Raw genomic sequence first — 24,755 nt, forward strand, 5'->3', positions numbered from 1 at the left:
TCAAAAAGAAGCCCCGTTTTTTATTTAATTTACTAATTCAAAATCAGATCTTAATTTAATATCTGCTGATGAAGTTCCGATCATTACTTCAAAATCTCCTGGTTCAGCAACCCATTCTACTTTATCATTATAGAAAGAAAGTTTCTCTTTGTCAATTGTAAATTCGATTGTTTTAGATTCTCCTGCATTTAATTTCACTTTCTGGAAATCTCTTAATTCTAAAACTGGTCTTACAACAGATCCAAATTTATCTTTCAAATACAATTGAGCAACTTCTTCTCCAGCTACTTTTCCGCTATTTGTCAATTGGAAAGAAACTTTAATCGTTTCATTGCTTTTTATTTTAGTTGAAGATAATTTCAAACCTGAATAATCAAACGTTGTATAGCTCAAACCATATCCAAAAGGATATTTTGGAGAGTTTTTCAAGTCGATATAAGCCGAAACATAGTTTGTTGCGTTTTCGTCTTTAGCAGGTCTTCCTGTACTAAAGTGATTGTAGTAAATTGGAATCTGCCCTACTTCTCTTGGAAAAGTCATTGGCAATTTTCCAGACGGATTGTAGTCTCCAAATAAAACATTTGCAATAGCATTTCCAGCTTCAGTTCCTAACCACCAAGTGTATAAAATTGCCGGAACATTATCTGCAGTCCAGTTGAAAACCAAAGGTCTTCCAGCATTTATTAAAACGACAACTGGTTTTCCTGTTGCCATAACTGCTTTTACTAAATCTTCTTGAACTCCTGGTAAATGCAAGTCGCTTCTACTTTTGGCTTCACCGCTCATGTCGCGTCTTTCACCAATACTCAAAATCACAACATCGGCTTGTTTAGCTGTCGCAACCGCTTCTGCAAAACCATCTTTGTTTGTTCCTTCAATTTCACAACCTTTTGCATACAATAATTTGGTGTTTTTGCCCACTTTATTTTGCAATCCATCCCATTGCGAAACGATCCATTTATTGTAATCAACTTCTGGAAGTTCTACAGACCAGAATCCCATGTTTTCTTTATATTCTTTTACCATTGGACCAATAAATGCAATGGTTTTAGCATTTTTTGAAATTGGCAAAGTTTGGTTTTCGTTCTTTAATAAAACGATACTTTTTTCAGCCATTTCTCTAGCTGCTTTTCTGTGTTCCGGATTGTTTAATGCTTTTTCAGCACGTTTTTCATCTGAGTATCTGTAAGGATCATCAAATAATCCTAATTCGAATTTCTTACGAAGAATACGTTTTACAGCATCATCAATTAAATCAATAGAAACTCTACCTTCTTTTACCAAAGCTGCTAAGTTGTAGCGATATGCATTACTTTCCATATCCATGTCGCTTCCTGCTGTAATCGCCGAATAAGCTGCTTCTTTAAGATCTTTAGAATAACCGTGAGCTACCATTTCTCCAATTGATCCCCAGTCTGAAACTACGAAACCTTGAAAGTTCCATTTTCCTTTTAAGATATCTCTTTGTAAGTGTGCATTCCCAGTTGCTGGAATTCCGTTAATATCATTAAATGAATTCATAAATGTTGCAGCTCCTGCATCTAAAGCCGCTTTAAATGGCGGTAAATAGGTTTCCCATAACATTCTTTCGCTCATGTCTACAGAGTTGTAATCTCTTCCTCCAACTCCGGCTCCATAAGCCGCGAAATGCTTTACGCAGGCCATAACAGAGTTTAAGTCTCCAAGTTTGTTTCCTTGAAAACCTTTTACTCTTGCGTAGGCAATTTTAGAACCCAAGTAAGTATCTTCTCCTGCACCTTCCATTACACGTCCCCAACGAGGATCACGACCAATATCTACCATTGGAGCAAATGTCCAATGAATTCCGCTTGCTGCTGCTTCTGTTGCCGCCACTCTTGCGCCTAATTCGATTGCTGCTAAATCCCAACTTGCCGCTTCTGCTAACGGAAGAGGAAAAGTCATTTTGTAACCGTGAATAACGTCTTGGCCAAACAACAACGGAATTTTAAGTCTTGACTGCATCGCCAATTCCTGATATCCTCTTGTGTATTTTGTTCCGATAACATTTAGCATCGAACCAATTAAACCTTGTTTGATTTCGTTTTGCTTGTTCGGATTAATTGTAATTGGTCCCGTTGCCTGATTGTCGCCAGTGTACTGATTTAGCTGGCCAATTTTTTCTTCAATTGTCATTTTTTTCAACAGATCATTGACTTTCTGATCTATTGACTGCTGCTGTGCCGTCGCAAAAAGCGAGAGCATAAACAGTGTAATTGTCGTTGCTTTTTTCATAGTTTAAGTGGTTTACCAAACGTAAGTAGCAACTGCTCCTGCGTTTAGTGTGGTTGTAGTTTGTTTGTCGTTGTATTTTATATTAAAAGTTTCTGCCGAAGTTCCGTCATTTTCTACAATTAAAACTGTTTGTCCTAACGGAGTCATGAAAGAAACATTGTGTAAATTTCCTACAATATTGCTGCCGATTCTTACTGAACCTTCTGGAACAAATTTAGAAGCATGTCCGATAATATAATATCCTACTTCTCTTTTGATATTTTGATTTTGGTCAACCATCAAAGCACCTTTACAAGTTGAACATCCTCCTGGCGTGAAAGGTTTGTAAAACTCATCATTTGCTAATCCCCAAGAAAGTGCGTTTTTACTCCAGTTACGCATTGAACCAATTACTACATTTTTTACACTCCATTTCAAATCGGTTTCAAAATTAGTTCCGCTTCCGGTATATTGTTCTGTAAAATACAAATCCTTATTTGGAAATTCGTTATGAACAGTTGATAAAGCACTGATATCTCCTTCGTACAAGTGAAAAGCTGACCCTGCGACAAACGGATTTGCTTTTGAATCTCTTAAAATCGTCAAAGGATATTCTGGTTTATTACAGTTGTGATCGTAAACAATAATTTTGGTTTTGATTCCTGCTTTCGCGAAAGCGGGACCCAAATTATTCCCAACAAAATCTGCTTGCTGTTCTGCCAACATTAGCAAACTTGGGTTGTTTCCTGGGTGTAAAGGTTCATTTTGAGGCGTAATCGCATCAATTACAATTCCGTGCGATTTCATTGCTTGAATATATTTCACAAAATATTCTGCATAAACCTGATAGTATTTTGGCTGTAAACTACCGCCTTTTGAACTTCCGTTATCTTTCATCCAAACTGGAGGCGACCACGGAGAACCCATTATTTTGATTTTAGGATTTATAGCTAAAATCTCTTTCAAAACCGGAATCACATCGTCTAAATCTGGACCAAGATTAAAGTGTTCCAATTTTAAATCGGTTTGACCTTCTGGCATATCATCATACGAAAAAACTTTTTCATTCAAATCTGATGCACCAATACTTATTCTTAAATAACTTAAACCAATGGCATCTTCTTTTCTAGAAAACAATTCCTGAAGCAAAGCTTCTCTTTTTGATTTGTCTAGCTTTTTAATGGCTTGCGCACTTCCTCCAGTTAATGAAAATCCGAAACCTTCAATAGTTTGGAATTTCTCTGAAGGATTTACTTCAATGGTTTGATTTGAATTTGTTTCTGAAGTGAAAACTAACTCAGGTTGTTTTTTAAGTTTTGAAGTTTCATCTGTTGTGGTAATCCAAGAAGAAACTTTTCCAGTATTTTTTACAGCATTTGTTGAAGATCCACAGTTGAACTGCATTGCAATTAATGGCAGCAAAACTAGGATCTGAAGTTTTTTGTTGATGTTTTTCATTTTTAATCTATTTCTATTAAGACAGGCAAATGATCTGACGGATATTTTAAATCTTTAGAATCACTTAACACTGCGTGTTTTTGAACTTTTAGACCACTATTTTTTGAAATAAAAATGTAGTCTAATAATAATGTTACGGATTCATTGTGTTTGAAATCGTTGAAAGTTCCTGAAGGACCGAAAGGTTTTTCTATTGAAACATCTTTGGTATCATCCATCACTTTTTTGATTTCTCCAATTTGCGTTGTGTTTGGTTCAGAATTGAAATCACCCATTAAAAAAGCGGGGTAGTTTTTTGTGTTTAATTCTTTTATTTTAGAAAGAGCAAGCTGTACCCCTTTTACTCGCGCTTCTTCACCCATGTGATCTAAATGCAAATTGAAAACCCAAAATACTTTTTTAGTTTTTAGATCTTTAAAAAGTCCGTATGTACAAACTCTATTGCAAGCAGCATCCCAACCTCTTGAAACCACATTTGGAGTTTCAGACAACCAGAAAGTATTAGATTGCTCTACTTTAAATCGGTCTTTTTTGTAGTAAATCGTACACGCTTCACCTAAACCTCCTTCTTCTCTTCCAACTCCGAATTTGTTATAATTTGGCAAAGCCGATGCAATATCTAACACTTGGTTTGGCATTGCTTCCTGAACTCCGAAAACGTCTGGACTGTAAAAACCAATTTGAGATGTAAAATAATCTTTTCGGTTTGGCCAAGCATTTTCTCCATCTGAGGCAACATCCAGACGGATATTATAAGTCATAATTTTTAAATTCTGACCATAAAATAAGTTCACGCTTAAAAGCAGCATTACTGCAAAAACAAGTTTGTTTATCTTTTTCATGTTAAAAAATTTTAATCTTGTAAAGCTAGTGTTTACGAGGCTTTAAAGAAAAAAATCTGTTTAAAAATTATGTTAATTATATACTCTTACATAATCAATTTCGTAGGTTGCTCTTTGAAAGTTTGGATCGACAGCTCCTCCAAAATTTCCTCCCATTGCAAAGTTTATAATCACAAAGAATTTATCATTAAATGGAGTTGTACTAGAGTTTTTGTAGCTATAAAATAAATTATCATCTACATAAAAATTGATGTTTTCTGCACTCCATTCGGCAGCATAGATGTGAAACTCGGTTGTCGAATTTGGAGCCGTTGTTGTTTTAGTATCTGGCGTATTTCCTGAGCGTCCTGGTGAATGCAAGGACGAATGGATTACATTTGGATTATTACCAACTGATTCTAAAATATCTATTTCTCCGCATAACGGCCAACCTGCAGTATCTATATTATCTCCAAGCAACCAGAAAGCAGGCCAAGTACCGCCACCAGCTGGCAATTTTGCGCGAATCTCTGCTCTTCCGTATTTAAAAGAAAACTTCCCTTTGGTTAGCATTCTTGTAGAAGTGTATTGGCTTCCTTGGTAATTTTCTTTGATTGCCGTAATTTTCAAAAGACCTCCTTCGATTTTTACATTTTCAGAACGATTGGTGTAATATTCCAATTCGTTATTTCCCCAGCCATTTCCTGTTCCTAAATCATAACCCCATTTTGAACTATCAGGCGCTCCATCGGTATTGAATTCATCTGACCAAATTAATTTTCTGGCTACGAAAATATTTACTGTTGCAGAAGTATTCGTATACTTTATTCCGTTAAATGCTGTAACATCAATCGTATAGGTTTTGGTTCCTGGCTGCGTAAATTCATATGTAAAACTGCTAGTTGTAAACTCTTTTGTTTCGTTGTTTACCACTACCTTATATGACTTTGCATTAGGAGCTTCAATTTTTAAATTAATTTTTCCGCTTCCGTCTCCATTTGGCATTTCGGCGGTTTTGCCCACTACATCAACTTGTACAGAAATTTTATCGGGAGCTACAACAACAGGAGTATCTGTCGTATCGTTGTTACTGCTGCAAGACTGGAATACAAACAATAGGATTAAAGTAAGAACTCCAGCTCTATTTGCGAGATTAATCATTTTCATCTTTTTATTATTTAAATGGTTTAGTTAATAAATTGAATATCAAGATAAATATTATTTCTTCTACTTTTTGTTTTTGTTCATAACAAAGTCAAAATAGTTCAAATTAAAACCTCCTTTTTCAAATACAACTTTTACTTTATTTGAACCCGATTTTAATGCTACCGTAGATAAAACTACAGTCTTCCATTTGTTATCTCCAGCTGTTGCGGGAAGCGTGATTTCATTAGATTTTGTTCCATCAATTTCTAAGTGCAATTTTCCTTCAGCTTTCTCGCTAGAATAACGAATGGCAACATTGTAAGTTCCTTCTTTTGCATCAACCGTATATTGAATCCATTCTCCGTCTTCAATAAAAGAAACTTGATAACCGTTTGAATCTTTGTCTTGGCAAGGCAAAATATCAACTCCATCATTTCTCATACTGTTACCGCGATTCCATTGATCATCTTTTCCGGTAACGCTTCTATAATTTACAAAATCAGTATCTGAATAGGCTTTTCCGTTGGTTCCTAAATCGTAATGCGTTGCGGCAACTTTTCCTGGAACAGCATTCTTCTTGTATGGTTTTGTATCGTCTGTTTGCACTTGTCTAAACATGGCATCTACAACATCTGGCTTAACGGTTACGTTTTCCATTTTGTAGTTGTCGGCCATTTTCATCAGCGTCTTTTTTGCAAATTCTGGAGATGGTTTTAGACCACCGTCTTTCCAATATTTCAACAGAACATCATATTCACGAGTTTTAGTAACAGAAGCTACTCCAGCGATATTGTCTATTTTTTTCATTGGCCAAAATGCCCATCCGATATTATGGTTTTCTACTAAAGTAAGTACATCTTTAAACCAAACATTCGAATTTTCTCCACTTTCTCCCATCCAGATTGGCACATTGTATTTTTCCCTGTACTCTAGCATCTTTTCGATAGAAGCTTTGTCGTTATAGTTCCAATATTTATGAAAACTTAAAGCCAAATTATCATCCCATAACGGAAAAATTCCGTTGTAGTTATTTCCCCAACAATTTCCTTCAATAAAAATTAAATGATTGGTATCGACTTCGCGAATGGCTTTTGTAACTGCGACCATTAAATCTCTTAAAGGTCCGTTTGAATTTTCGTCACAACCATTCTTGTTTGATCCTGTAAAATTCCAGTTGGGTTCGTTGATAATATCATACGCTCCAATCCAAGGATTATCTCGGTAACGAGAAGCCAATTTCTTCCATAAAGCAATCATTTTTTTCTGATTGGCTTCGCTCTGCCAAAGCGCTGGTTTTGTAGTATCAAAATCTGAAATTGCAGCGTCGTTTCCTTGTCCTCCAGGAGCTGCGTGCAAATCTAAAATCAGATATATTTTATTCTCTGCACACCATTTCAACAAATTATCGGTCATGGTAAAACCTTCTTCTATCCAAGTGATTTCACCATTTTTTTCCTGCTCGATTGGCGGTGTGTACAGATTGTAATGCATTGGAAGACGAATCGAATTGAATCCCCATTTTGCCAAAGAATCAATATCTCGCTTTGTGATCCCGTTTGCTTTATAGGCTGCGTAGAATTCTTTTGTTCCCTCTACGCCTATTACATCTTCTATTTTTTGTTTTATCTGATATTGCGGACTAGCAAATGGCTGGGTCTTCAACATATAACCTTCCTGCACCATCCATCCGCCAAGACCTAAACCTCTTAAAAGAACATTTTTACCATTTCCGTCTACTATTTTTTGTCCGTCTCTATGCAAAAAACCTTGTCCAAAAGAGGCAATCGAAACAAAAAGCAGCGATGTTAAAAGTATTTTTTTCATATAAAATAGTTTTTCAATTATTTCCATGTATAAGTTCCGACAGATCCTCCTTCAAGTGAAGTGGTTACCCATTTTCCATTGAATTTAATATTGAAAGTTTCTGTTGCAGATCCATCATTTTCAACAATCAATACTTTTGAACCTGAAGGGGTGATAAAAGCGACATTTTGCAAGCTACCACCAGAATTGCTCTCGATTCTAGTAGATCCCATTGGAACAAATTTTGAAGCATGAGCAATAATATAATACGCCACATTACGCTGAAAACTATCGGCTGAAGTTATCGTGATAGCCCCTTTACACATTGTACAACCACCATCAGTATGCGGGCCAAAATTTTGATTGTTGGCCACATTCCATTCTAAAGCATTTTTACTGTAATTTCTCATTGATCCGATAATTACATTTCGAAGATGCCATTTTAAATCGCCATCAAAACTACCTTCAGAAGAAGTCCATTGTTCTGTAAAATATACGTTTTTGGTCGGATAAGAATTGTACACATTGGTTAGCGCACTAATATCTCCTGCATATAAATGAAAAGCCGATCCGTCTACAAAAGGAAAGGCATCTGCATCTGCCAAAATTGCTTTTGGATAATTTGGATTATCGCAATTGTGATCGTAAGCAATAATTTTTACATTTAGATTTGCGGCTTTAAATGCAGGCCCCAAACTATTTTTAATAAAACTTCCCTGATCAGCAGCAGACATATACATACTTGGGTTATTCCCGTCATGCAAAGGTTCGTTTTGAGGAGTTACAGCATCAATGGTAATTCCTTCTGCTTTCATTTGCTGAATGTATTTTACAAAATATTTAGCGTAAACATCATAGTATTCTGTTTTCAGTTTTCCGCCTTTAAAACTTGCTACATCTTTCATCCAAATAGGTGCAGACCAAGGTGTTGCTAAGATTAATATTTTAGGATTAATTGCCACAATTTCTTTCAGCATGGCAATTAGATTTTTGTCTTTTTCTAAACTGAATTTCTCTAGATTTAAATCTGTTTCTCCAGCTGCAAGATCGTTGTAAGTAAATGGTGTTGCATTTAAATCTGAAGCTCCGATACTGATTCTAATATAACTCACTCCAATTGAGTTTTCTCCATTACCGAATAATTCCTGCAAAAGAGCGGTTCTTTTAGCAGCGTTTAATTGGTTTATAACATCTACACTTCCTCCTGTCAAGGTATATCCGAAACCATCGATAGTCTGGTATTTTTGAGCAACATTCACTTCAATATTAGCATGCCCATTTGCTGTTGTACCAAATCCTAATGTCCCTGATTGTTTTGCCAATAAAACACTCTGATTGCCTTTTGTAAGCCAAAAATCAACATCGTTTGTTACTACTACTGGAGGGTTTACAACTGGTGGATCTACTGGCGGATTTTCTACTGGATCACTTGAAGAAGAGCATTTTACTTGAGCCAATACGGCTGTAATAAAGAAAAATACTTTTATAGAGTTCTTTAAATTAAATTTCATATTTCGTGGTTATTTAGTTAGCTGACAATTAATATACAATTGTCTGTATAGCGTGTGCCGGAATTGTAATTGTTGTTTTTTCTTTTTGATTTTCTAAAGAATAAACAATCTCTTTTTCAGATTGATTCATTACGATCGTAATCAATTTTCCGTCAGAATTTTTAAAAGAAGTACTTAACAACGATGTATCGTTTACAGTTTCAAGTACTCTTTTTGCATTTGGTCTAATGAATTTTGAGAAATGTCCAATATAATAATACATTGGAGTATAGATTAATTCATCTTTTGTGGTGTCGGCATGAATAGGCGCAAAACAGAAATTACCAACATGGTTAGGCCCTCCGTTCTGGTCTAAAAGAATATTCCAGTCTGTCCAGCCCACAGTACCGTTATTAAAATCATGAATTATATTGGTTCCGTAACGTTCTGCATTTCCCCAAAACTGATATTTTGCAGCATCAAATTTCTCAATACATCCTTCGGTAAAAAGGAGATTTTTATTTGGAAATGCTTCATGAACTTTCGCTACAGATTCGAATTGAGGTGGGCCTCCATTCCAAGTTTCATACCAGTGAAATCCAATTCCCCAAGCATATTTAGAAACTTCTGGATCTGAGAAAACAAGATTGGCTCTTTTTTCCAACATATCTCCCCTATTATGATCCCAAATAATAACGTTTTTAGAACCCAGCCCTTCTTTTTCTAAAGTTGGACCAAGATGATTTTTAAGAAAATCTCTTTCTGCTTCTGGAGTGTAAATACAAGATTCCCATCTTTGTTTAGCCATTGGTTCGTTCTGAACCGTTAATCCCCAGATTGGAATTCCTTCTTTTTCGTATTCTTTTATAAACTTAGCATAATACAATGCCCAAGCAGGAGCAAATTCTGGCAACAAAACGCCGCCGTGCAAAATATCGTTATTGTCTTTCATGAAAGCTGGGGGACTCCAAGGGCTGACAAATAAGGTTAGTTTCCCGCCGGCTGTTTCAATTGCTTTTTTAATTAATGGAATTCTATATTTGCGATCGTGGTTTATATTAAAAGTCTTTAATTCTTTGTCTCCTTCTGAAACATAAGTATAGCTGTCACTGCTGAAATCACAGCTGTGAATGTTTGTTCTTGCTAAAGAATATCCAATGCCTTTGTTTTTATCGTAATAAGCAGTTAAGAATTCCTGCTGTTTTTTCGGCGATAATTTTGCGAAGACTTCTGCGCTTGCATCTGTAATTGCTCCTCCTATTCCAAGGAAAGTCTGGTCTGTTTTTTCAGTATTTATTCGAATAGATACTGTTGCTATTTTTTGTTGTGTAGTGTTGTTTTTTGAAATTAAATCGTTTGATAAAGTCAATTTCAAATTGGTGTTTTCGGCTGTAGTATAAACCTTTATTTTACTGTTTTTTTGAGCTGTTATTTTTGAGCTAAAACCGCTTAATTGTATTAAGACAAAGGCTGATAAAAATATTTGAGAGGTAACTTTCATGTTGCTTAAATAATCGTTTTAAAATTAAAAGCAAGAGAAGACTAAGATGGATGATTCAAATTAGTCCTCTTCATTACTTTACTGCAAAATATTAATAAACAAGTGTTTGTATAGCGTGTGGCGGAATTTTTACTTCTGCCTTTTTATCTCCAATAATCAAATTGTAGGTAAGGTCGTTTGCCGATTGGTTCATGACAATTGTTGCCATTGTTCCGTCAGCATTTAAAAAAGAGGTGCTTAATAAAGCGCTTTTGCTTACTGCAGTACTTACTCTAACTGCGTCTAAACGGATGAATTTTGAAAAGTGTCCGATATAATAATAAGATGGTGTGTAGATTAATTCTCCTGTTGTAGTATCTGCATGGATTGGTGCAAAACAGAAATTTCCAACATGATTAGGTCCTCCAAACTGGTCTAAAAGAATATTCCAGTCTGTCCAAGCTACTGTTCCATTATTAAAATCATTTATCATATTGATTCCGTAACGCTCTGCATTACCCCAAAATTGATATTTCGATGCGTCAAATTTTTCGATACATCCTTCGGTAAACATCAATTTTTTATCTGGATAAGCTTCGTTTACTTTTCCTACATTATCAAACATCGGCGCACCGCCCGACCAAGTTTCATACCAGTGAAATCCCATTCCCCAAACATATTTTGACGCTTCTGGATCTGAGTAAATTACGTTTGCACGATAGTTCATTAAATCGCGGTTATGATCCCAAACGATTATTTTTTTATTGCCAAGGTTCTCTTTTTTCAAAGTTGGTCCAAGGTAATTTTTGATAAAGTCTCTTTCAGCTTCAGCTGTGTAAATACAAGATTCCCAAGTCTGCACCGCCATTGGCTCATTTTGTGTAGAAGTTCCCCAAATTGGAATACCTTCTTTCTCGTAGGCTTTAATAAACTTTACATAGAAATTTGCCCAAGTCTGGTAGTATTCTGGAAGTAAAGTACCACCTTTCAATACATTTTTATTGCTTTTCATAAAAGCATTTGGAGACCAAGGCGCAACGTATGTTGTCAATTTTCCTCCCGCTTTCTGAATGGCTTGTTTGATTAAAGGAATACGATACTGTCTATCATGATCAATAGAAAAAGTCTTCAAATCTTTGTCACCTTCCTCGATGTAAGAATAGCTTCCACTGCTAAAATCAGAACTTTGAATTGTTGTTCTTAGCAAAGAATAGCCAATACCTTTTTGTTGATCGTAGTAGGCATTTAAAAATTCTGCTTGTTTTTCTTTTGAAAGTTTAGCAAATATTTCGGCGCTAGCATCTGTAATAGCACCTCCGATTCCCATAAATGTTTGAAATTTTTTAGCTGGCTGTACAAAAACAGAAGTTTCTATTTCTAAAGGCTGTTTTGCGGCAGAAAAAGTCAAATTGTCTGTGGTAGTTAATCGCAACTTAGAGTTCTCTGCGGTAGTGTAAACGGTTATTTTTTTGCCGTTGGTTGTAAACTCTTTTTTTGTTTTTGGCTGTTGTGCAAAAGCTGCAGCAGAAAACAAAAGGCATATAATTTTTAGGCTATTTTTTTTCATTCGCTTCCAATTATTGTGTGTTATTAAATTGAAGTTTAGAAGAAATCAAAAATCGAGTTCTACCCTTTGAAGGATTTAAAAAATAGCCCATACTCATAATGATTATGGGCTATTTACAACCAAACTTAAACTTAAACTTAACTTAACTTTTTATTTTCCTCTGAATTCAACCTTTGTGATAGTAATTGGCTCATTACCTGTAGCATTACATCCAGATCTAATTAAAAGGTAAATTGTTCCGCTTTCAGAGAATTTAACCACATTAGAAACTGTCTTAGTTACATCGTTTTTTACACATCCAATTCCAGATAATTTTCCTGAAAATTTAGATGTTCCGCAACCATCCCAAGTACTTAATCCCATCACTTTATTCTCTTTATACTCAACACCTGGTTGTGGTACCGATTTACCAGCATATACTTCAAAAAAAGTTTCTTTTAAACCGCTAGGGCAAGAGATTGACATGTCGATAGTATATTCTCTATCTTTTACAACCTCGATTGCTTGATAAATACCTTCCTGAGCCCATCCGCCTGGCGAATGAATTGTAGCACTGTTATTAGCATAAGACCAAAAAGCAGTACCAGATGGGCTTAATTTTGCACTTGTCCATTTAGCTTGATCTGCAGCTGTTGCAAAAGTTCCGCCTTGCACTAAGTTTCCTTTTGCAGGATCTGTCTGAGCAACCACAATCTGCTGAGAAGAAGTTCCCATAGCAGCTCCAGCTCCAATAGCAGTATGTGTAACTGTATACGTTCCTGCATCAGGTAAAGAAATCACTTGATTCATTTTTCCCGGACTAGCACCGTCTCCAGTATCCCATTTTGAAGAAATAACTCCTTTAGTCTGTGCCGTTAGAAGATACGTATTCATTGCGCCAGCAACTGGTGTAATAGTAAACGCAGCATCAACATTAGTAGCTACAAGAGGATTTTCATTAACTTCTTCGCTGCAGCTATTTAGTGTTCCTAATGCTAAAGCTAGCATTAGGTATACACTTTTTCTAAAATATATATTTAGGTTCATTTCTTTTTGTTTTGGTTAATTAGTAAATACTATTGGTAATTAGGATTTTGTTTCAATTTAGTACCGTTAAGTTCTGTGTACGGAATTGGGAAAATCTCATCTGTTCCAGCATCAAAACCTCTATCAGATAAAGCTGCCGCTGCATCTCCCCATCTTACTAAATCGAAGAATCTATGTCCTTCACCTGCTAACTCCATTCTTCTTTCATGCTTGATAGCTGCTAATGTTACAGGAACTGGATCTAGTCCTGCTCTTTTTCTAACTGCATCAAGTAATTGCTGTGCTCTTGTTCCAGATCCTAAAGCTTCTGCTTCCATTAAGTAAGTATCTGCAAGTCTGATTATATAAGAATTTTGTTTGTAGTTCAACTCTGAGTTACCTCCACCAGTACTAACATCTGACTGTCTTGGAAGGTATTTGTTCAAGAAATATCCAGTATCTTGGTAAGCTGGAATATAATCTGCTTTTCCTGCTGCTTTTAATGCTTTTAGATCAAGAATTGTAGCTTCTAAACGTGGATCACCTTGCATTGCATCATATAATTTTTGAGTTGCAACGTTAAATGCCCATCCCGCAGGAAGATTTGGTGCATCAGAACCTTCTGGTCTAGAATATCCTCTAGGTCCAACCATGATATTTAAAGAGTTACCTTCGTCTCTACCATTCCCCCAGAAAGTCCAATCAGAGTTTCCTGCACTACTGTGAGATACTTCGATTAATGATTCTGCGTTGAATTTGTTTGATGTAATCCATAAGTCACTAAATTTATCTAACAATTTATTGCCATATTGATTTACTCCTCCTGGAGTACCATTTACTTCTGCTAAAACAGCTGCTGCTTCAGCTTTTTTACCTTCAAATAAATATACTTTTCCTAATAGTGCTTGAGCTGCTCCTTTGTTAAATCTTCCAGCTTCAGTTTTTGCAACTACCGTATTTGGTAAAACTGCAATAGCCTCTGTTAAATCTTTTTCGATTTGAGCATAAATTACCTCTGGTGCAACTTGCTCAGGTGTAAAGATTGTTTCTGTTGTTAATGGCTCTAAAACTAATGCAATGTTTTTGAACAATCGTACTAAGTTAAAATAGTAAAATGCACGTAGTGTTTTAGCTTCTGCAGCAAATCTACTTCTAACTGCATCATTCATTGAAGCAGCTGGTAACTTAGCTAACAAAATATTTGCTCTAGAAATACCTTGATAGTGATCGTTCCAGTAGCTTCCTGGAATAGTGATTGAAGAAAGTGAGTGTGTAGAGAAATTTTGAATTCCTGTTCCATCTGTAGAACTACCTCCACCAGCATAAAAATCGTCAGAACCAGCATTCAACATTGCTACTAGGTTTTCAAAACCACCTGTGTTTTTTCTAATTGGATCGTAAACTCCAATTAAAGCCGCATAACATTGCTGCTCATTAGAAAAGTAGGTACTTGTATCAAATTTTCCTTGTGGATCGATGGTCACAAAATCTTCAGAACAAGATCCTAGAACAGCCATTGCCACAGCGATATATATATATTTAAATTTTATCGTTTTCATGATTCTTTAATTTTTTTAAAATTGAACGTTAGCTCCAAACAGAATAGATCTTGCTTGCGGATAAACTCCTTTATCTACACCATAAACCTGACCTCCAATTTCTGGATCAAATCCAGTATATTTTGTAAAAGTGATTAAGTTTTCTCCAGTTAAATAAAAACGTAATTTATCTGCTCCAATTTTAGATGATAAACTTGCTGGCATTGTGTAACCAAGAGTTACAACTTTTAGACGCAAGTAGTTTCCATTTTCAAGATAAAAATCAGACATGTTAGTGTAATTTTTATTTGGGTCATTATTTGTCAATCTTGGATAATCGTTTGAAGTTCCCTCTCCAACCCAACGCTCTAAAGCTTTAGTCTGATAGTTTGCATTAAGCACATCTAATCTTCTTAAACCTTGGAAAATTTTACTTCCCGCAGCTCCTTGAGTAAATGCCATAAAGTCAAAGTTTTTGTAATCTAAATTTACTGTAAAACCAAAAGTATATTTAGGCAAGTTTGTTCCTAAGAATTGTTTATCGTCCTCAGTAATATTTCCGTCACCATTTGTATCTACCCAACGGAAATCTCCAGGTCTTGCATTTGGTTGGATTAAACCACCTGCTGCATTTTTGTATGCTGCAACTTCAGCTTCATTTTGGAAAATACCTGCTGTTTTAAAACCATAGAATTCGTTAAATGAGTGCCCAACTTGTGTTCTAGTTACTGGCCCCATAGATTGGAAACTAGCATCTCCAACAATGAAATTAGTAGATGATCCTACATAAGTAATTTCGTTTTTCAGGTAAGCAACGTTGGCATTAACACCTAAGTTAAAATCGCCAAGTCTTTTCTTGTATCCTAATTCAAGCTCAAAACCGCTATTGTCCATATCTGCGATATTTGCAGAAGGCGCATCAACAACTCCTACATATCCAGGAATTACAATGTTTCTTAAGATTCCTTTTGTTGTTTTTTTGTAGTAATCAGCAGTAAAAGTAAAATCATTAAATAATTTTGCGTCAAGACCTACAGTTGTTTGAGAAGTTTCTTCCCATCCTAAGTTTGCATTTGGAAGAGTAGAGTTTCCGTATCCTGTTGTAATATCTCCTGTATTTCCTACAGCATAATTGTAACCTCCAACTACTAATGCTCTATATTTAAAATCATCAATATTATCGTTACCTACAACTCCATAACCTCCACGTATTTTTAAAGTATTAACTACATTGTTTTCTTTCCAGAAACCTTCTTTAGAAAGTACCCATCCAAGAGAGAATGAAGGGAAAACTCCCCATTTGTTATTTTCTCCAAAACGAGTTGAACCATCACGACGAACAATACCAGTAAAAAGATATTTTTCCATGTAATCGTAGTTTGCACGTAAGAATAGTGAAGATAATTTGTGCTCTACTTTATCGCTTGTTCTTGTTGATCTATCTGTTTGAGGAATATCAAAATTCCAAGAAGCATCTTTGTAGCTTGTAATTGGAAGACCAAACATTGTTGTTCCGATAGTAGTACCAATATTCTCAACATAAGCACCTTGTCCTGCTAAAACACTAAAATTGTGATCTCCAAATTTGTTAGCGTATGTTAAGATATTTTCAAGAGTCCAAGAAAATGATTTCTCATTGTTTTGGTTATAGTTATTTCTATCCGCTTTCATATTTGGGTTTAAGAAGTTAACCGGAGTAAACATCTCATCTCCCCAATATGCAATCTTACCACCAAGTGTAGTTCTAAATTTTAAATGACTTGTGATGTTAGCTTCTAAATAAGCATTACCAACAAAATCATCTGACCAGTTGTAACCTCCTAATCTTGTTTGAGTATATGCTAGAGGGTTTGTCATCTCTTGCTGCACTAAAGAAGAAATTCCGTAAGGATTTCCGTTTGCATCTCTAATAACATTTGGGTTTGTATAGAAACCTGTATTTGCTACAGCAGGGTCAGTAACCACTAGTGGAGTAAGTGGGTCTAAGTTAATTGCAGAGCTTAAAGGTCCACCAAACTCACTGTTTGTATTACCAATACCTTTAGACTTTTGGTGTGTATATCCGAAAGTTTGTCCGAAAGTAAAGTAATCAGAAATTTTGTGTGTAGAGTTTAATCTGAAGTTTTTCTTTGTATAGTTAGAAATTTGAGTAGCTACGATACCTTCTTGATCTTGAATTCCAAAAGAAGCATAAAAAGTAGATTTTTCACCACCACCGCTAATGCTTAATTCATGTGTGTATCTGAAAGCAGAATCGTTAAAAATGGCATCTTGCCAATCTGTACCTTTACCGAAAGAAGCTGGATTTGCATATTTAATAGCACCACCATCATTCAAAGATTTTTCATTCATAAGAGTTGCATACTGAGTAGCATTCAACATATCTAATCTTTTAGCTGGAGCAGAAATACCTGCAAAACCATTATAGTTTACAGAAATTTTTCCTGATTTTCCTTTTTTAGTAGTAACTAAAATAACCCCAGTTGCAGCACGAGTACCATAGATTGCAGCAGAAGCAGCATCTTTAAGTACCTCAATAGACTCAATGTCAGATTGATTGATGAAACCAATTGCACCAGCATCTACAGCAATACCGTCAACAACCCATAAAGGATCATTTCCACCTTCTCTAAATGTAGTGATACCTCTTACACGAACTTTTGATGCCGCACCAGGCTGTCCAGAAGTTGCCGCTACAGAAACCCCTGCTACTCTACCTTGTAGCGTCTGCTCGACTCTTCCGTTTGGCACTTTTTCAAGATCAGCTGCTTTTACACTAGAGATTGCTCCAGTTACAACAGATTTCTTTTGAGTACCGTATCCAACAACAACAACTTCATTTAAAGATTGTGATTCTGGTTTTAATTGAATAGTAATTTTTGTTCTTCCGTTTACCGCTTCTGTTACTGTCGAGTAACCAATAAACGTAATTGTTAATGATCCGTTTGAAGGTACCTGCATCTGGAATTTTCCGTCAAAGTCTGACGCAGTAGATTTAGTAGTACCTTTTAATAAAATTGTTGCACCTGGAACAGGCATACCAGTTTCATCTTTAATTATTCCATTTACTGTGACATCCTGAGCCACAGCGATAACCGAGAATAACAAAGATGAAATACAAAAAACAAGTAATTTTGTTAATTTCATTTTTCTAAAAATTTTGGTTAATTAATTAGTAATTTGATGCAATACTAAAACTAAATTTTTACTTTTCACATCTAAAAGTCATTACAAAAACACATCAAAAACAAAAAAATAATATTATAAAAACACATCAAAAAAAGCATAAATATTTGATTATTAGTGTTTTGATAAAACAAAAAATAGTACTAAAAAAAAGTTAATATTAAAAAATAACACTACATGAACTTTTTAGCAGAATAGTTTATTAAAAATCATCAAAACTACAACGTGATAGTGCCTACTATTACGTTGTAAACAGCTATTAAATAAACAATTAGAAGAATAAAACGTTCATTTTTACTAAAATCAAAAAAATAGAGAATATCATTTTTTTACCCTACTTTTTTTACATTATCAGCAATTATTTTTATTATAAGAAAAACCTTATTTTGCTAAATTTCACAAGAAATTACTTTCTTTTAAATGGCTTTACCAATCAAAAAAATGGGAAATAGCGTCTTAAAAAATGGGAAAAACATCATTTTTTAGCGCAAATGAGAAGAAGATTGGTTTTTTCAATGAAATTTAATCTCGCAATTGGGATTTCTTTTAAACCTTTTCAGGACAACTATAATTTTATTTAAAGAAAAACGAATACAGAAAGAAAAGAATCTTCCAGAAAAGCTTTAAAAAGCTTCAAAACACCATTTCTACATGTTTAAAACTGTCCTATACTACCTTAAATGAAAATAAAAAAGAGTTATGTTGGAATACCGTCAAGAAATTGGACATAAAGAGCCTTTTAAGGCTATTAGAGAGCATATCAATACATAAAATCAAAGTAATAAATTCTAGGAAAGTAATAAGCAAAAAATAGCCCATAATCTAAATTATGGGCTAACCAGGCAATAAACTTAACTTAAACTAACCATAGTTTAAATCTTAAATACACTTCTTTCTTAGAATGAAGCATAAAAGGTTTGAAATTCGAAAAAGGAATCTTTTAGTCTTCCTTTTTCGAAATAACTAACACAAAATATTATTCAGGTCTGTATACAAATGTCCAACCAGTTCCAGCATCTTTTAAACTTCTTGGCACATATAAAACCAATTTATCTTCTGTAAGTGTAACAATAGAATATTCGTTAGCTGTATTTCCTGCCTCATATCCTAAAATTTTTGAATTAGTGATAAATAACTTTTTATTAGCAATATCCATAACAAAGCTTCCTTTTTCAGCTGTTGCAGAAGCCGTTTGATAATGATTATAATTCGCAGCCCCATTTAAGTCAAAATGCATTTTACCATCAACGTCTAAAGGAGGACAACAATCTCCCGCATTCCACCAAGCAGTCATGGCTGAATCAGGATTATCTGGAGGAGACATAAACCAATAGGCTTCACCTGTACCTGCAGCACCATCAAAAACCCATGTCTTACCTGCCGCAGTATTAGTACTAACTAAATCATACCAATCTTGATCTAATGGAGTATCAAGTTTGTCAACTTGTACATCTATCGTTTTTGTAAAAAATTCTCCTCCTAAAGTTCCTATAAATGTAAAAGTAGACTTACCAGGAATTGGGTAAACAACAGTTACTTCATTTGTAAGCGCTTTTCCTAAATTATAGTCCCAATACCCCGTAACACCAGGCGTATCCATACTTAAAGTAATTTTATTTCCGCCAGGAGGGGTTTGCACACTTTTTAATTGAACACCTGCAACGTCTGTAGAATTCTGTAAATGCTGTTCATCTACAATTGGGTCACATGCCGAAAAGACCAGCATAAATGCAGCAATTAGTAAATATTTTATATTGTGAATTTTCATCTTTCTAATTATTAATAGTTATTAAATATTACCAACCCGGATTTTGATTGTAAACTCCATTCAATAGTCTAATTTCAGTTTCAGGAATCGGAACCAACCCTTTAGTTTCGGTTCTGTATTTTACACTATAATTAGCATCAACACCAGAATTTCTAACTTGAGTTACATCATTAAAAGCGGTTTCAACATCTCCCCAACGAACTAAGTCAAACCAATGTAAACCTTCAAAAGCCAATTCATGCAAGCGTTCTGTTTTAATATTTTCAAGAGAATAGGCAACTGGTCCAAGATGTGCTCTTCCTCTTACTGCATTCATACCGTCAGCTGTTTTAGTAATTTCAGAGTGCATTAATAATACATCTGCAAAACGCATGAAAATAAAGTCTTGAGCGTGCATCAACTGCATATCTGTAATTGACCAAGCATACATTTGAACAAACATACCAACATATGATCCTTTACCATTGTCATGCTGTAATGAAACATATTTTTTATTAAAATACCCTGTTTCATGGTCTCCTTTATCTGCTGCATAGCCATCTGTTCCTTGATCTGCTTTCCCCACTTCAAGTATAGAACCTCTTTTTCTTGGGTCTGCATCATCCCAGCCACTATATAATCTTGGGTTTACGGTACACCATCCCCAACCTTCTCCAAAAGGTGCCAATGAGTTACCACGCAATGAATTAAACAGGGCAAGTCTATTAGTATAGCTCTGACCATTTGTCCAATCCCAGTTACCAAAAGAATATCTTTGTACAAACATAGTCTCTAAATTTCCTGTCCCAAATGTTGGAGTAACACCGTCTTGACCAACCCATGACAATCCTTCTGCTGCAGCCCAAGGCAATACACTATCGCTTTTTGCACTTTTATTCACATAAGAATACGGCCAAAGGTTTCTGAAATCAGATGCTAGCTTATGACCACTATTATTGATACAATCATCTAAATAAGAGGCAACTTGCGTTCCTGTTAAAGAACCGCCGCCTACAAGAGGTAAATCTGCGGTTGCTTTCTTTTCGATATTGCTCATGTATCCAGTATAAAACAAAAATACACGTCCTAAATAAGCTTCAGCAACCCATTTATTAGCATGTCCATATCTAGAAGTCGGAATACTTGTAAATGGCGTAGAAGGCAAGGTTTCAATAGACAATTTCAAGTCAGATGCAATTTGTGCAAAGGTCTCCTCGTAAGTTGCTCTCGGCACCAATCTATCAGCATCATACGTTATAATCAGTGGAACACCTCCAAAGAATTTAGCTAATCTGAAGTAAAAGAAAGCTCTCATAAATAAAGCTTCACCAAGCGCTTGCTTTTTAAAATCATCTGCTTCTTGCGGTGTATTAAAATACTTAGAAAAATCTGCCGTTGGCACTTTTTCTATAATGGCATTTGCTCTAGAAATTCCATTGTATGATTGTTTCCACATGTCGCGATAAGTATCTTCAGCCGGGTCTTCAAAATTATCTACCCATTTTGCAGACTTATCATCAGGACCACCACCGCCAAACATCATATTATCCATTAAGTTAGCTGCAACTTGTTCTTCACTATGAACATTCGCTGTATAGATGGCATTATAAACACCTGCCATGGCTTCGTTTATATCAGTAGGGCTTTTATAAAAACTATTTAAACTCTTTTCTGAAAGGTTCTCGGTATCCAGATAATCATCACAGCTTGATACTGCAAAAATTGCTGAAATTGCTATTATATATCTTAGTTTTTTCATTGTCAATGTTTTAATATTAAAAATCTGCACTTAATCCAAACATTACTGTTCTCGATTGTGGATATAGACCAAGATCTACCCCAGAAGCCCATGAATAGTTTGTATTATCTCCTCCCCAGCGCACCTCTGGATCCATACCATCATATTTAGTAAATGTGTACAAGTTATTTACAGCAACATAAAATTTAAGATTCGAGATAAATTTGAAATCTTTCAGTATTTCATTAAAATTATAACCTACAGTTAAATTATTAATTCTCAAATAATCAGCATTGTGCATGTATATGTCAGAAATATAATTTGTGTTTCTGTTTGATACAGAACTTAAACGAGGCATTTTGTTTGAAGTTCCTTCTCCGTGCCAACGATCAAAAACATCTGAAGTATAATTTTGTTTCGGGCTATCAGCAAATGATCTGTAAGATTGCATTACCTGCATTCCGTATTTTCCTGCCATTGTAGTGTTTAAATACACATTTTTATATTCGAAGTTTAACTGAATACCTAATTGGAAATCAGGATTTGGATCTCCTAACATTGTTTTATCCTTTTCGTCTATAACACCATCATTATTTAGATCGACAAAACGAACATCTCCAGGACGCTGATCATTAAAATACGGCTGACCTGTAGGACCTACGTAAGCCTCAACCTCTTGTTGGTTTTGCAAAATTCCTGCTGTTTTAAAGCCATAGAAAGAACCAATCGCATAACCTACTTGTGCTCTTGAAATCTCTGAGGTTCCTTGAGATAGTACGTGAGATAAACCGTTAATGATACCATTACCGTTTGCAATTCTTGTAACTCTATTTTTATTGAAAGCTCCACTTACAGTAGCACCATATTTAAAACCACCAATTTTATCTTTCCAAGTAACAGAAAGCTCATAACCCGTATTTTCAATATCTCCTCCATTAATATAAGGATCATCAGCACCAGCAGTTCCAGGGTATTGCGCTTTAACCAACCAGTCTTTTGTTGTTTTCTTGTACCAGTCAAATGTTACTCCTAATCTTGAATCGAAAAAACTTGAATCAAATCCGAAATCTAACTGTTCTGACGTTTCCCAGCTAACATCTGGATTTGGCACTGTTGAAGGATAAGCAGTCTGTCCGGAAACTGGTTTTGTATCTCCAAAGAAATATCCAGGGAAAGCATATTTAATACTAGATGAGTAATAGAAAGCATAATCAGTATATTGATTACCGTTTTGCCCCCAGCTTGCTCTTAACTTCAAGAAGTTAAGATATTTTGAAGTGCTTGCCATAAAATCTTCTTTTGTAACAACCCATCCTGCAGAAACAGAAGGGAAATTACCATACTTGTTTCCATCACCAAAGTTTGAAGATCCGTCACGACGTATAACAGCAGAAAGAAGATATTTCTCTTTATAATCGTATTGTGCACGTGCAAAATACGACATAATAGCACCACCACCTGCTGCTTTATCAAAGCCTGTTGTATTAATATCCGCAACAGTTCCAGGGCTCTTAGTGTTATCTAAATAAGAATACTTTGGATCATTTGGAAACAATAAACCATTTCTTGAACCATATACATTATTATCAACAATTCTTTGCCATAACTCTGTACCAATTACTGCATTAATATTATGATTACCAATTTGTTTCTGATACGCAGCTGTATTCGTCCATGTTGAGTTAGCACCAAAATACTGAGATTGCGTAGCGCCATCAATAGCATCATTGTAAAGCACTCCCAAATGATAGGTTGGGTTCATTGTTCTATTGTAACCAAACCATGAATCGATTCCATAAACTGATTTAAATCTCAGGTTAGAAATTGGCTCAATCTCTACAAATACATTCCCAATAATTTTATGATCTTTTGGATAATTGTAATTACTTCTGTAATACATTACCGCCAAAGGGTTGGTTTGATTTGTATTTAATCCATCTAATGTAGGAGTAAATCCGTATTCGTTGATATTTCTATCAATCGCTGTCTGCCAATAAGCAGGCTGTAACGGATTTTGTGTAAGAGCATTATGCAAGTCATTTCCATAAATATTTCCATTTGAAACATCTCTCTTTTGAATATTGGTATAAGTTAAATTCTCTCCAATAGTAATGATGTTATGGCTTTCATTTTTTTTCAAAACCATTTGCGTATTCATCCTTGCGGTTAATCTTTTAAATCCAGCATCTACGATATTTCCACCTAGTATACCGTCTTGATCAAAATAGGAAACCCCAAATGAATACGTAATATCTTCAGTTCCTCCAGTAATATTAATCGAGTGATTCACTACAGGAGCATCCTTTTTAGACATTTCATTGATCCAGTTTGTTCCTGTCCAACCATTTTGCAGTTTATTCCAGATCTCTTCTCCAAGCTGCGTTCCAGCTCCAGGATAATTTCTCTCTAACCAATCGTTGGTAGTCAACATTGTTTTCCAGTCATTTGGAGCAAGACCATCATTTACTCTTCCTTCATCCATGATGTACATGTATTCTTGCGCATTTAAAGGATCCAGATTTTTGTAGATGTTCTGAATTCCAAAATAAGTGTCATAAGAAATTTTAGCTGGTCTTCCTTTACGTCCTTTCACTGTAGTTACCAAAACAACTCCATTTGCTGCTCTAGAACCATAGATTGCAGCTGAAGCCGCATCTTTAAGAACATCTATAGATTCGATATCTGAAGGGCTTAGATAATCTATATCTCCAACAGCCACTCCGTCTACGATGTACAACGGATTTGAAGACCCAATGGTACCGATACCACGGATAACAACTTTTGTACCTGCTCCTGGCGCACCACTATTTCTTGTAATGCTAATACCAGGCGCAATACCTTGAAGAGCTTCCATAGCCGATCCCGTATTCAATTCCTTTAGTGTCTCTCCTTTTAAGTTAGTAGAAGCACCCGTAATCAAAGCTTTCTTTTGCGTACCGTATCCGATAACCACAACTTCATTTAAACTTTGAGATACTGCTTTAAGAACAATAGTAAGTTTGGTTTTACCTCCTATTACTTCATTTACAGTTTCAAAACCAACGAAACTAATAGTCAAAGTTCCGTTAGAGGGAGCACTAATCTGAAATTTCCCATCAAAGTCAGATGCAGTTGCTTTATTGGTCCCCTTTACTAAAACCGTCGCACCTGGGACGGGTAATCCACTTTCGTCATTAATGATTCCATTTATGGTCACATCCTGAGCTAATGCGACAACAGAAAACAGTAAAGACGAAATACAAAAAATAAATAATTTTGTCAATTTCATTTTTCTAAAAATTTTGGTTAATTAATTAGTAATTTAATGCAATGATAATGTTAAATTTGAATAAACTCTTATTAAAAATCTTTACAAAAACACTTCAAACTAAATATTAACACACTACAAAAACACAACATTTATCTTTTAATAAACTCATTTACTGTGTTTTAATTTTTAAAAAAAATTGTTATAAAAATGTTAATTAAAAAAAACGTATATTACATGAGCAGAAGAGTAACTATTACGTTATAATTTATAAAAAAATCAAAAAACAAGATTTAT

14 protein-coding genes are annotated in these 24,755 nt (G+C 35.1%); all 14 read right to left on the bottom strand.

Going from position 1 to position 24,755, the window contains the following annotated elements; translation table 11 throughout:
* Window positions 1-24: 24 nt before the first annotated feature.
* On the bottom strand, window positions 25-2,253 hold the full coding sequence (locus BSF41_RS02785; RefSeq protein ID WP_095927999.1) for a glycoside hydrolase family 3 N-terminal domain-containing protein: 2,229 nt from the start codon (window positions 2,251-2,253) through the stop codon (window positions 25-27).
* Between the two features lie 12 nt (window positions 2,254-2,265).
* On the bottom strand, window positions 2,266-3,690 hold the full coding sequence (locus BSF41_RS02790; RefSeq protein WP_095928000.1) for a glycoside hydrolase family 30 beta sandwich domain-containing protein: 1,425 nt from the start codon (window positions 3,688-3,690) through the stop codon (window positions 2,266-2,268).
* Between the two features lie 2 nt (window positions 3,691-3,692).
* Window positions 3,693-4,532: an endonuclease/exonuclease/phosphatase family protein gene (locus BSF41_RS02795; RefSeq protein WP_095928001.1), complete on the bottom strand. Its 840-nt coding sequence runs from the start codon at window positions 4,530-4,532 to the stop codon at window positions 3,693-3,695.
* Window positions 4,533-4,604: 72 nt separating this feature from the next.
* Window positions 4,605-5,678 carry a family 16 glycosylhydrolase gene (locus BSF41_RS02800; protein WP_095928002.1) on the bottom strand — a complete coding sequence of 358 codons (1,074 nt, stop codon included), beginning with the start codon at window positions 5,676-5,678 and terminating at the stop codon, window positions 4,605-4,607.
* 60 nt (window positions 5,679-5,738) lie between these two features.
* On the bottom strand, window positions 5,739-7,481 hold the full coding sequence (locus BSF41_RS02805) for a cellulase family glycosylhydrolase (protein WP_095928201.1): 1,743 nt from the start codon (window positions 7,479-7,481) through the stop codon (window positions 5,739-5,741).
* Between the two features lie 17 nt (window positions 7,482-7,498).
* Window positions 7,499-8,971: a glycoside hydrolase family 30 beta sandwich domain-containing protein gene (locus BSF41_RS02810; RefSeq protein WP_095928003.1), complete on the bottom strand. Its 1,473-nt coding sequence runs from the start codon at window positions 8,969-8,971 to the stop codon at window positions 7,499-7,501.
* Between the two features lie 28 nt (window positions 8,972-8,999).
* The gene (locus BSF41_RS02815; protein WP_095928004.1) at window positions 9,000-10,451 is read right to left on the bottom strand and encodes a glycoside hydrolase family 30 beta sandwich domain-containing protein; all 1,452 of its coding nucleotides are present in this window, start codon (window positions 10,449-10,451) and stop codon (window positions 9,000-9,002) included.
* Window positions 10,452-10,542: 91 nt separating this feature from the next.
* Window positions 10,543-11,997 carry a glycoside hydrolase family 30 beta sandwich domain-containing protein gene (locus tag BSF41_RS02820; protein ID WP_095928005.1) on the bottom strand — a complete coding sequence of 485 codons (1,455 nt, stop codon included), beginning with the start codon at window positions 11,995-11,997 and terminating at the stop codon, window positions 10,543-10,545.
* Between the two features lie 150 nt (window positions 11,998-12,147).
* The gene (locus tag BSF41_RS02825) at window positions 12,148-13,023 is read right to left on the bottom strand and encodes a hypothetical protein (protein ID WP_141248111.1); all 876 of its coding nucleotides are present in this window, start codon (window positions 13,021-13,023) and stop codon (window positions 12,148-12,150) included.
* 29 nt (window positions 13,024-13,052) lie between these two features.
* A complete protein-coding gene (locus tag BSF41_RS02830) occupies window positions 13,053-14,561 on the bottom strand; it encodes a RagB/SusD family nutrient uptake outer membrane protein (RefSeq protein ID WP_095928007.1) in 1,509 nt (502 codons plus the stop codon).
* A gap of 15 nt (window positions 14,562-14,576) precedes the next feature.
* Window positions 14,577-17,687, bottom strand: a complete 3,111-nt coding sequence (locus BSF41_RS02835; RefSeq protein ID WP_095928008.1) for a TonB-dependent receptor — start codon at window positions 17,685-17,687, stop codon at window positions 14,577-14,579.
* 1,015 nt (window positions 17,688-18,702) lie between these two features.
* Window positions 18,703-19,494: a hypothetical protein gene (locus BSF41_RS02840; protein ID WP_095928009.1), complete on the bottom strand. Its 792-nt coding sequence runs from the start codon at window positions 19,492-19,494 to the stop codon at window positions 18,703-18,705.
* A 28-nt stretch (window positions 19,495-19,522) separates the two neighbouring features.
* Entirely contained in the window at window positions 19,523-21,232 is a 1,710-nt protein-coding gene (locus tag BSF41_RS02845; protein WP_095928010.1) for a RagB/SusD family nutrient uptake outer membrane protein, read from the bottom strand.
* Between the two features lie 16 nt (window positions 21,233-21,248).
* Window positions 21,249-24,479 (bottom strand): TonB-dependent receptor, encoded by a 3,231-nt coding sequence (locus BSF41_RS02850; protein ID WP_095928011.1) that lies wholly within the window; start codon window positions 24,477-24,479, stop codon window positions 21,249-21,251.
* Window positions 24,480-24,755: the final 276 nt, after the last annotated feature.

Source organism: Flavobacterium sp. ACN2, assembly GCF_002303885.1.
GTDB lineage: Bacteria > Bacteroidota > Bacteroidia > Flavobacteriales > Flavobacteriaceae > Flavobacterium.

Excerpts from the sequence above, each read along its gene's own strand:
- BSF41_RS02845 (WP_095928010.1), bottom strand. The coding sequence starts at position 21,232 with ATGAAAAAACTAAGATATATAATAGCAATTTCAGCAATTTTTGCAGTA.
- BSF41_RS02850 (WP_095928011.1), bottom strand. The coding sequence starts at position 24,479 with ATGAAATTGACAAAATTATTTATTTTTTGTATTTCGTCTTTACTGTTT.
- BSF41_RS02825 (WP_141248111.1), bottom strand. The coding sequence starts at position 13,023 with ATGAACCTAAATATATATTTTAGAAAAAGTGTATACCTAATGCTAGCT.
- BSF41_RS02795 (WP_095928001.1), bottom strand. The coding sequence starts at position 4,532 with ATGAAAAAGATAAACAAACTTGTTTTTGCAGTAATGCTGCTTTTAAGC.
- BSF41_RS02840 (WP_095928009.1), bottom strand. The coding sequence starts at position 19,494 with ATGAAAATTCACAATATAAAATATTTACTAATTGCTGCATTTATGCTG.
- BSF41_RS02805 (WP_095928201.1), bottom strand. The coding sequence starts at position 7,481 with ATGAAAAAAATACTTTTAACATCGCTGCTTTTTGTTTCGATTGCCTCT.
- BSF41_RS02790 (WP_095928000.1), bottom strand. The coding sequence starts at position 3,690 with ATGAAAAACATCAACAAAAAACTTCAGATCCTAGTTTTGCTGCCATTA.
- BSF41_RS02835 (WP_095928008.1), bottom strand. The coding sequence starts at position 17,687 with ATGAAATTAACAAAATTACTTGTTTTTTGTATTTCATCTTTGTTATTC.
- BSF41_RS02830 (WP_095928007.1), bottom strand. The coding sequence starts at position 14,561 with ATGAAAACGATAAAATTTAAATATATATATATCGCTGTGGCAATGGCT.
- BSF41_RS02800 (WP_095928002.1), bottom strand. The coding sequence starts at position 5,678 with ATGAAAATGATTAATCTCGCAAATAGAGCTGGAGTTCTTACTTTAATC.
- BSF41_RS02810 (WP_095928003.1), bottom strand. The coding sequence starts at position 8,971 with ATGAAATTTAATTTAAAGAACTCTATAAAAGTATTTTTCTTTATTACA.
- BSF41_RS02820 (WP_095928005.1), bottom strand. The coding sequence starts at position 11,997 with ATGAAAAAAAATAGCCTAAAAATTATATGCCTTTTGTTTTCTGCTGCA.
- BSF41_RS02815 (WP_095928004.1), bottom strand. The coding sequence starts at position 10,451 with ATGAAAGTTACCTCTCAAATATTTTTATCAGCCTTTGTCTTAATACAA.
- BSF41_RS02785 (WP_095927999.1), bottom strand. The coding sequence starts at position 2,253 with ATGAAAAAAGCAACGACAATTACACTGTTTATGCTCTCGCTTTTTGCG.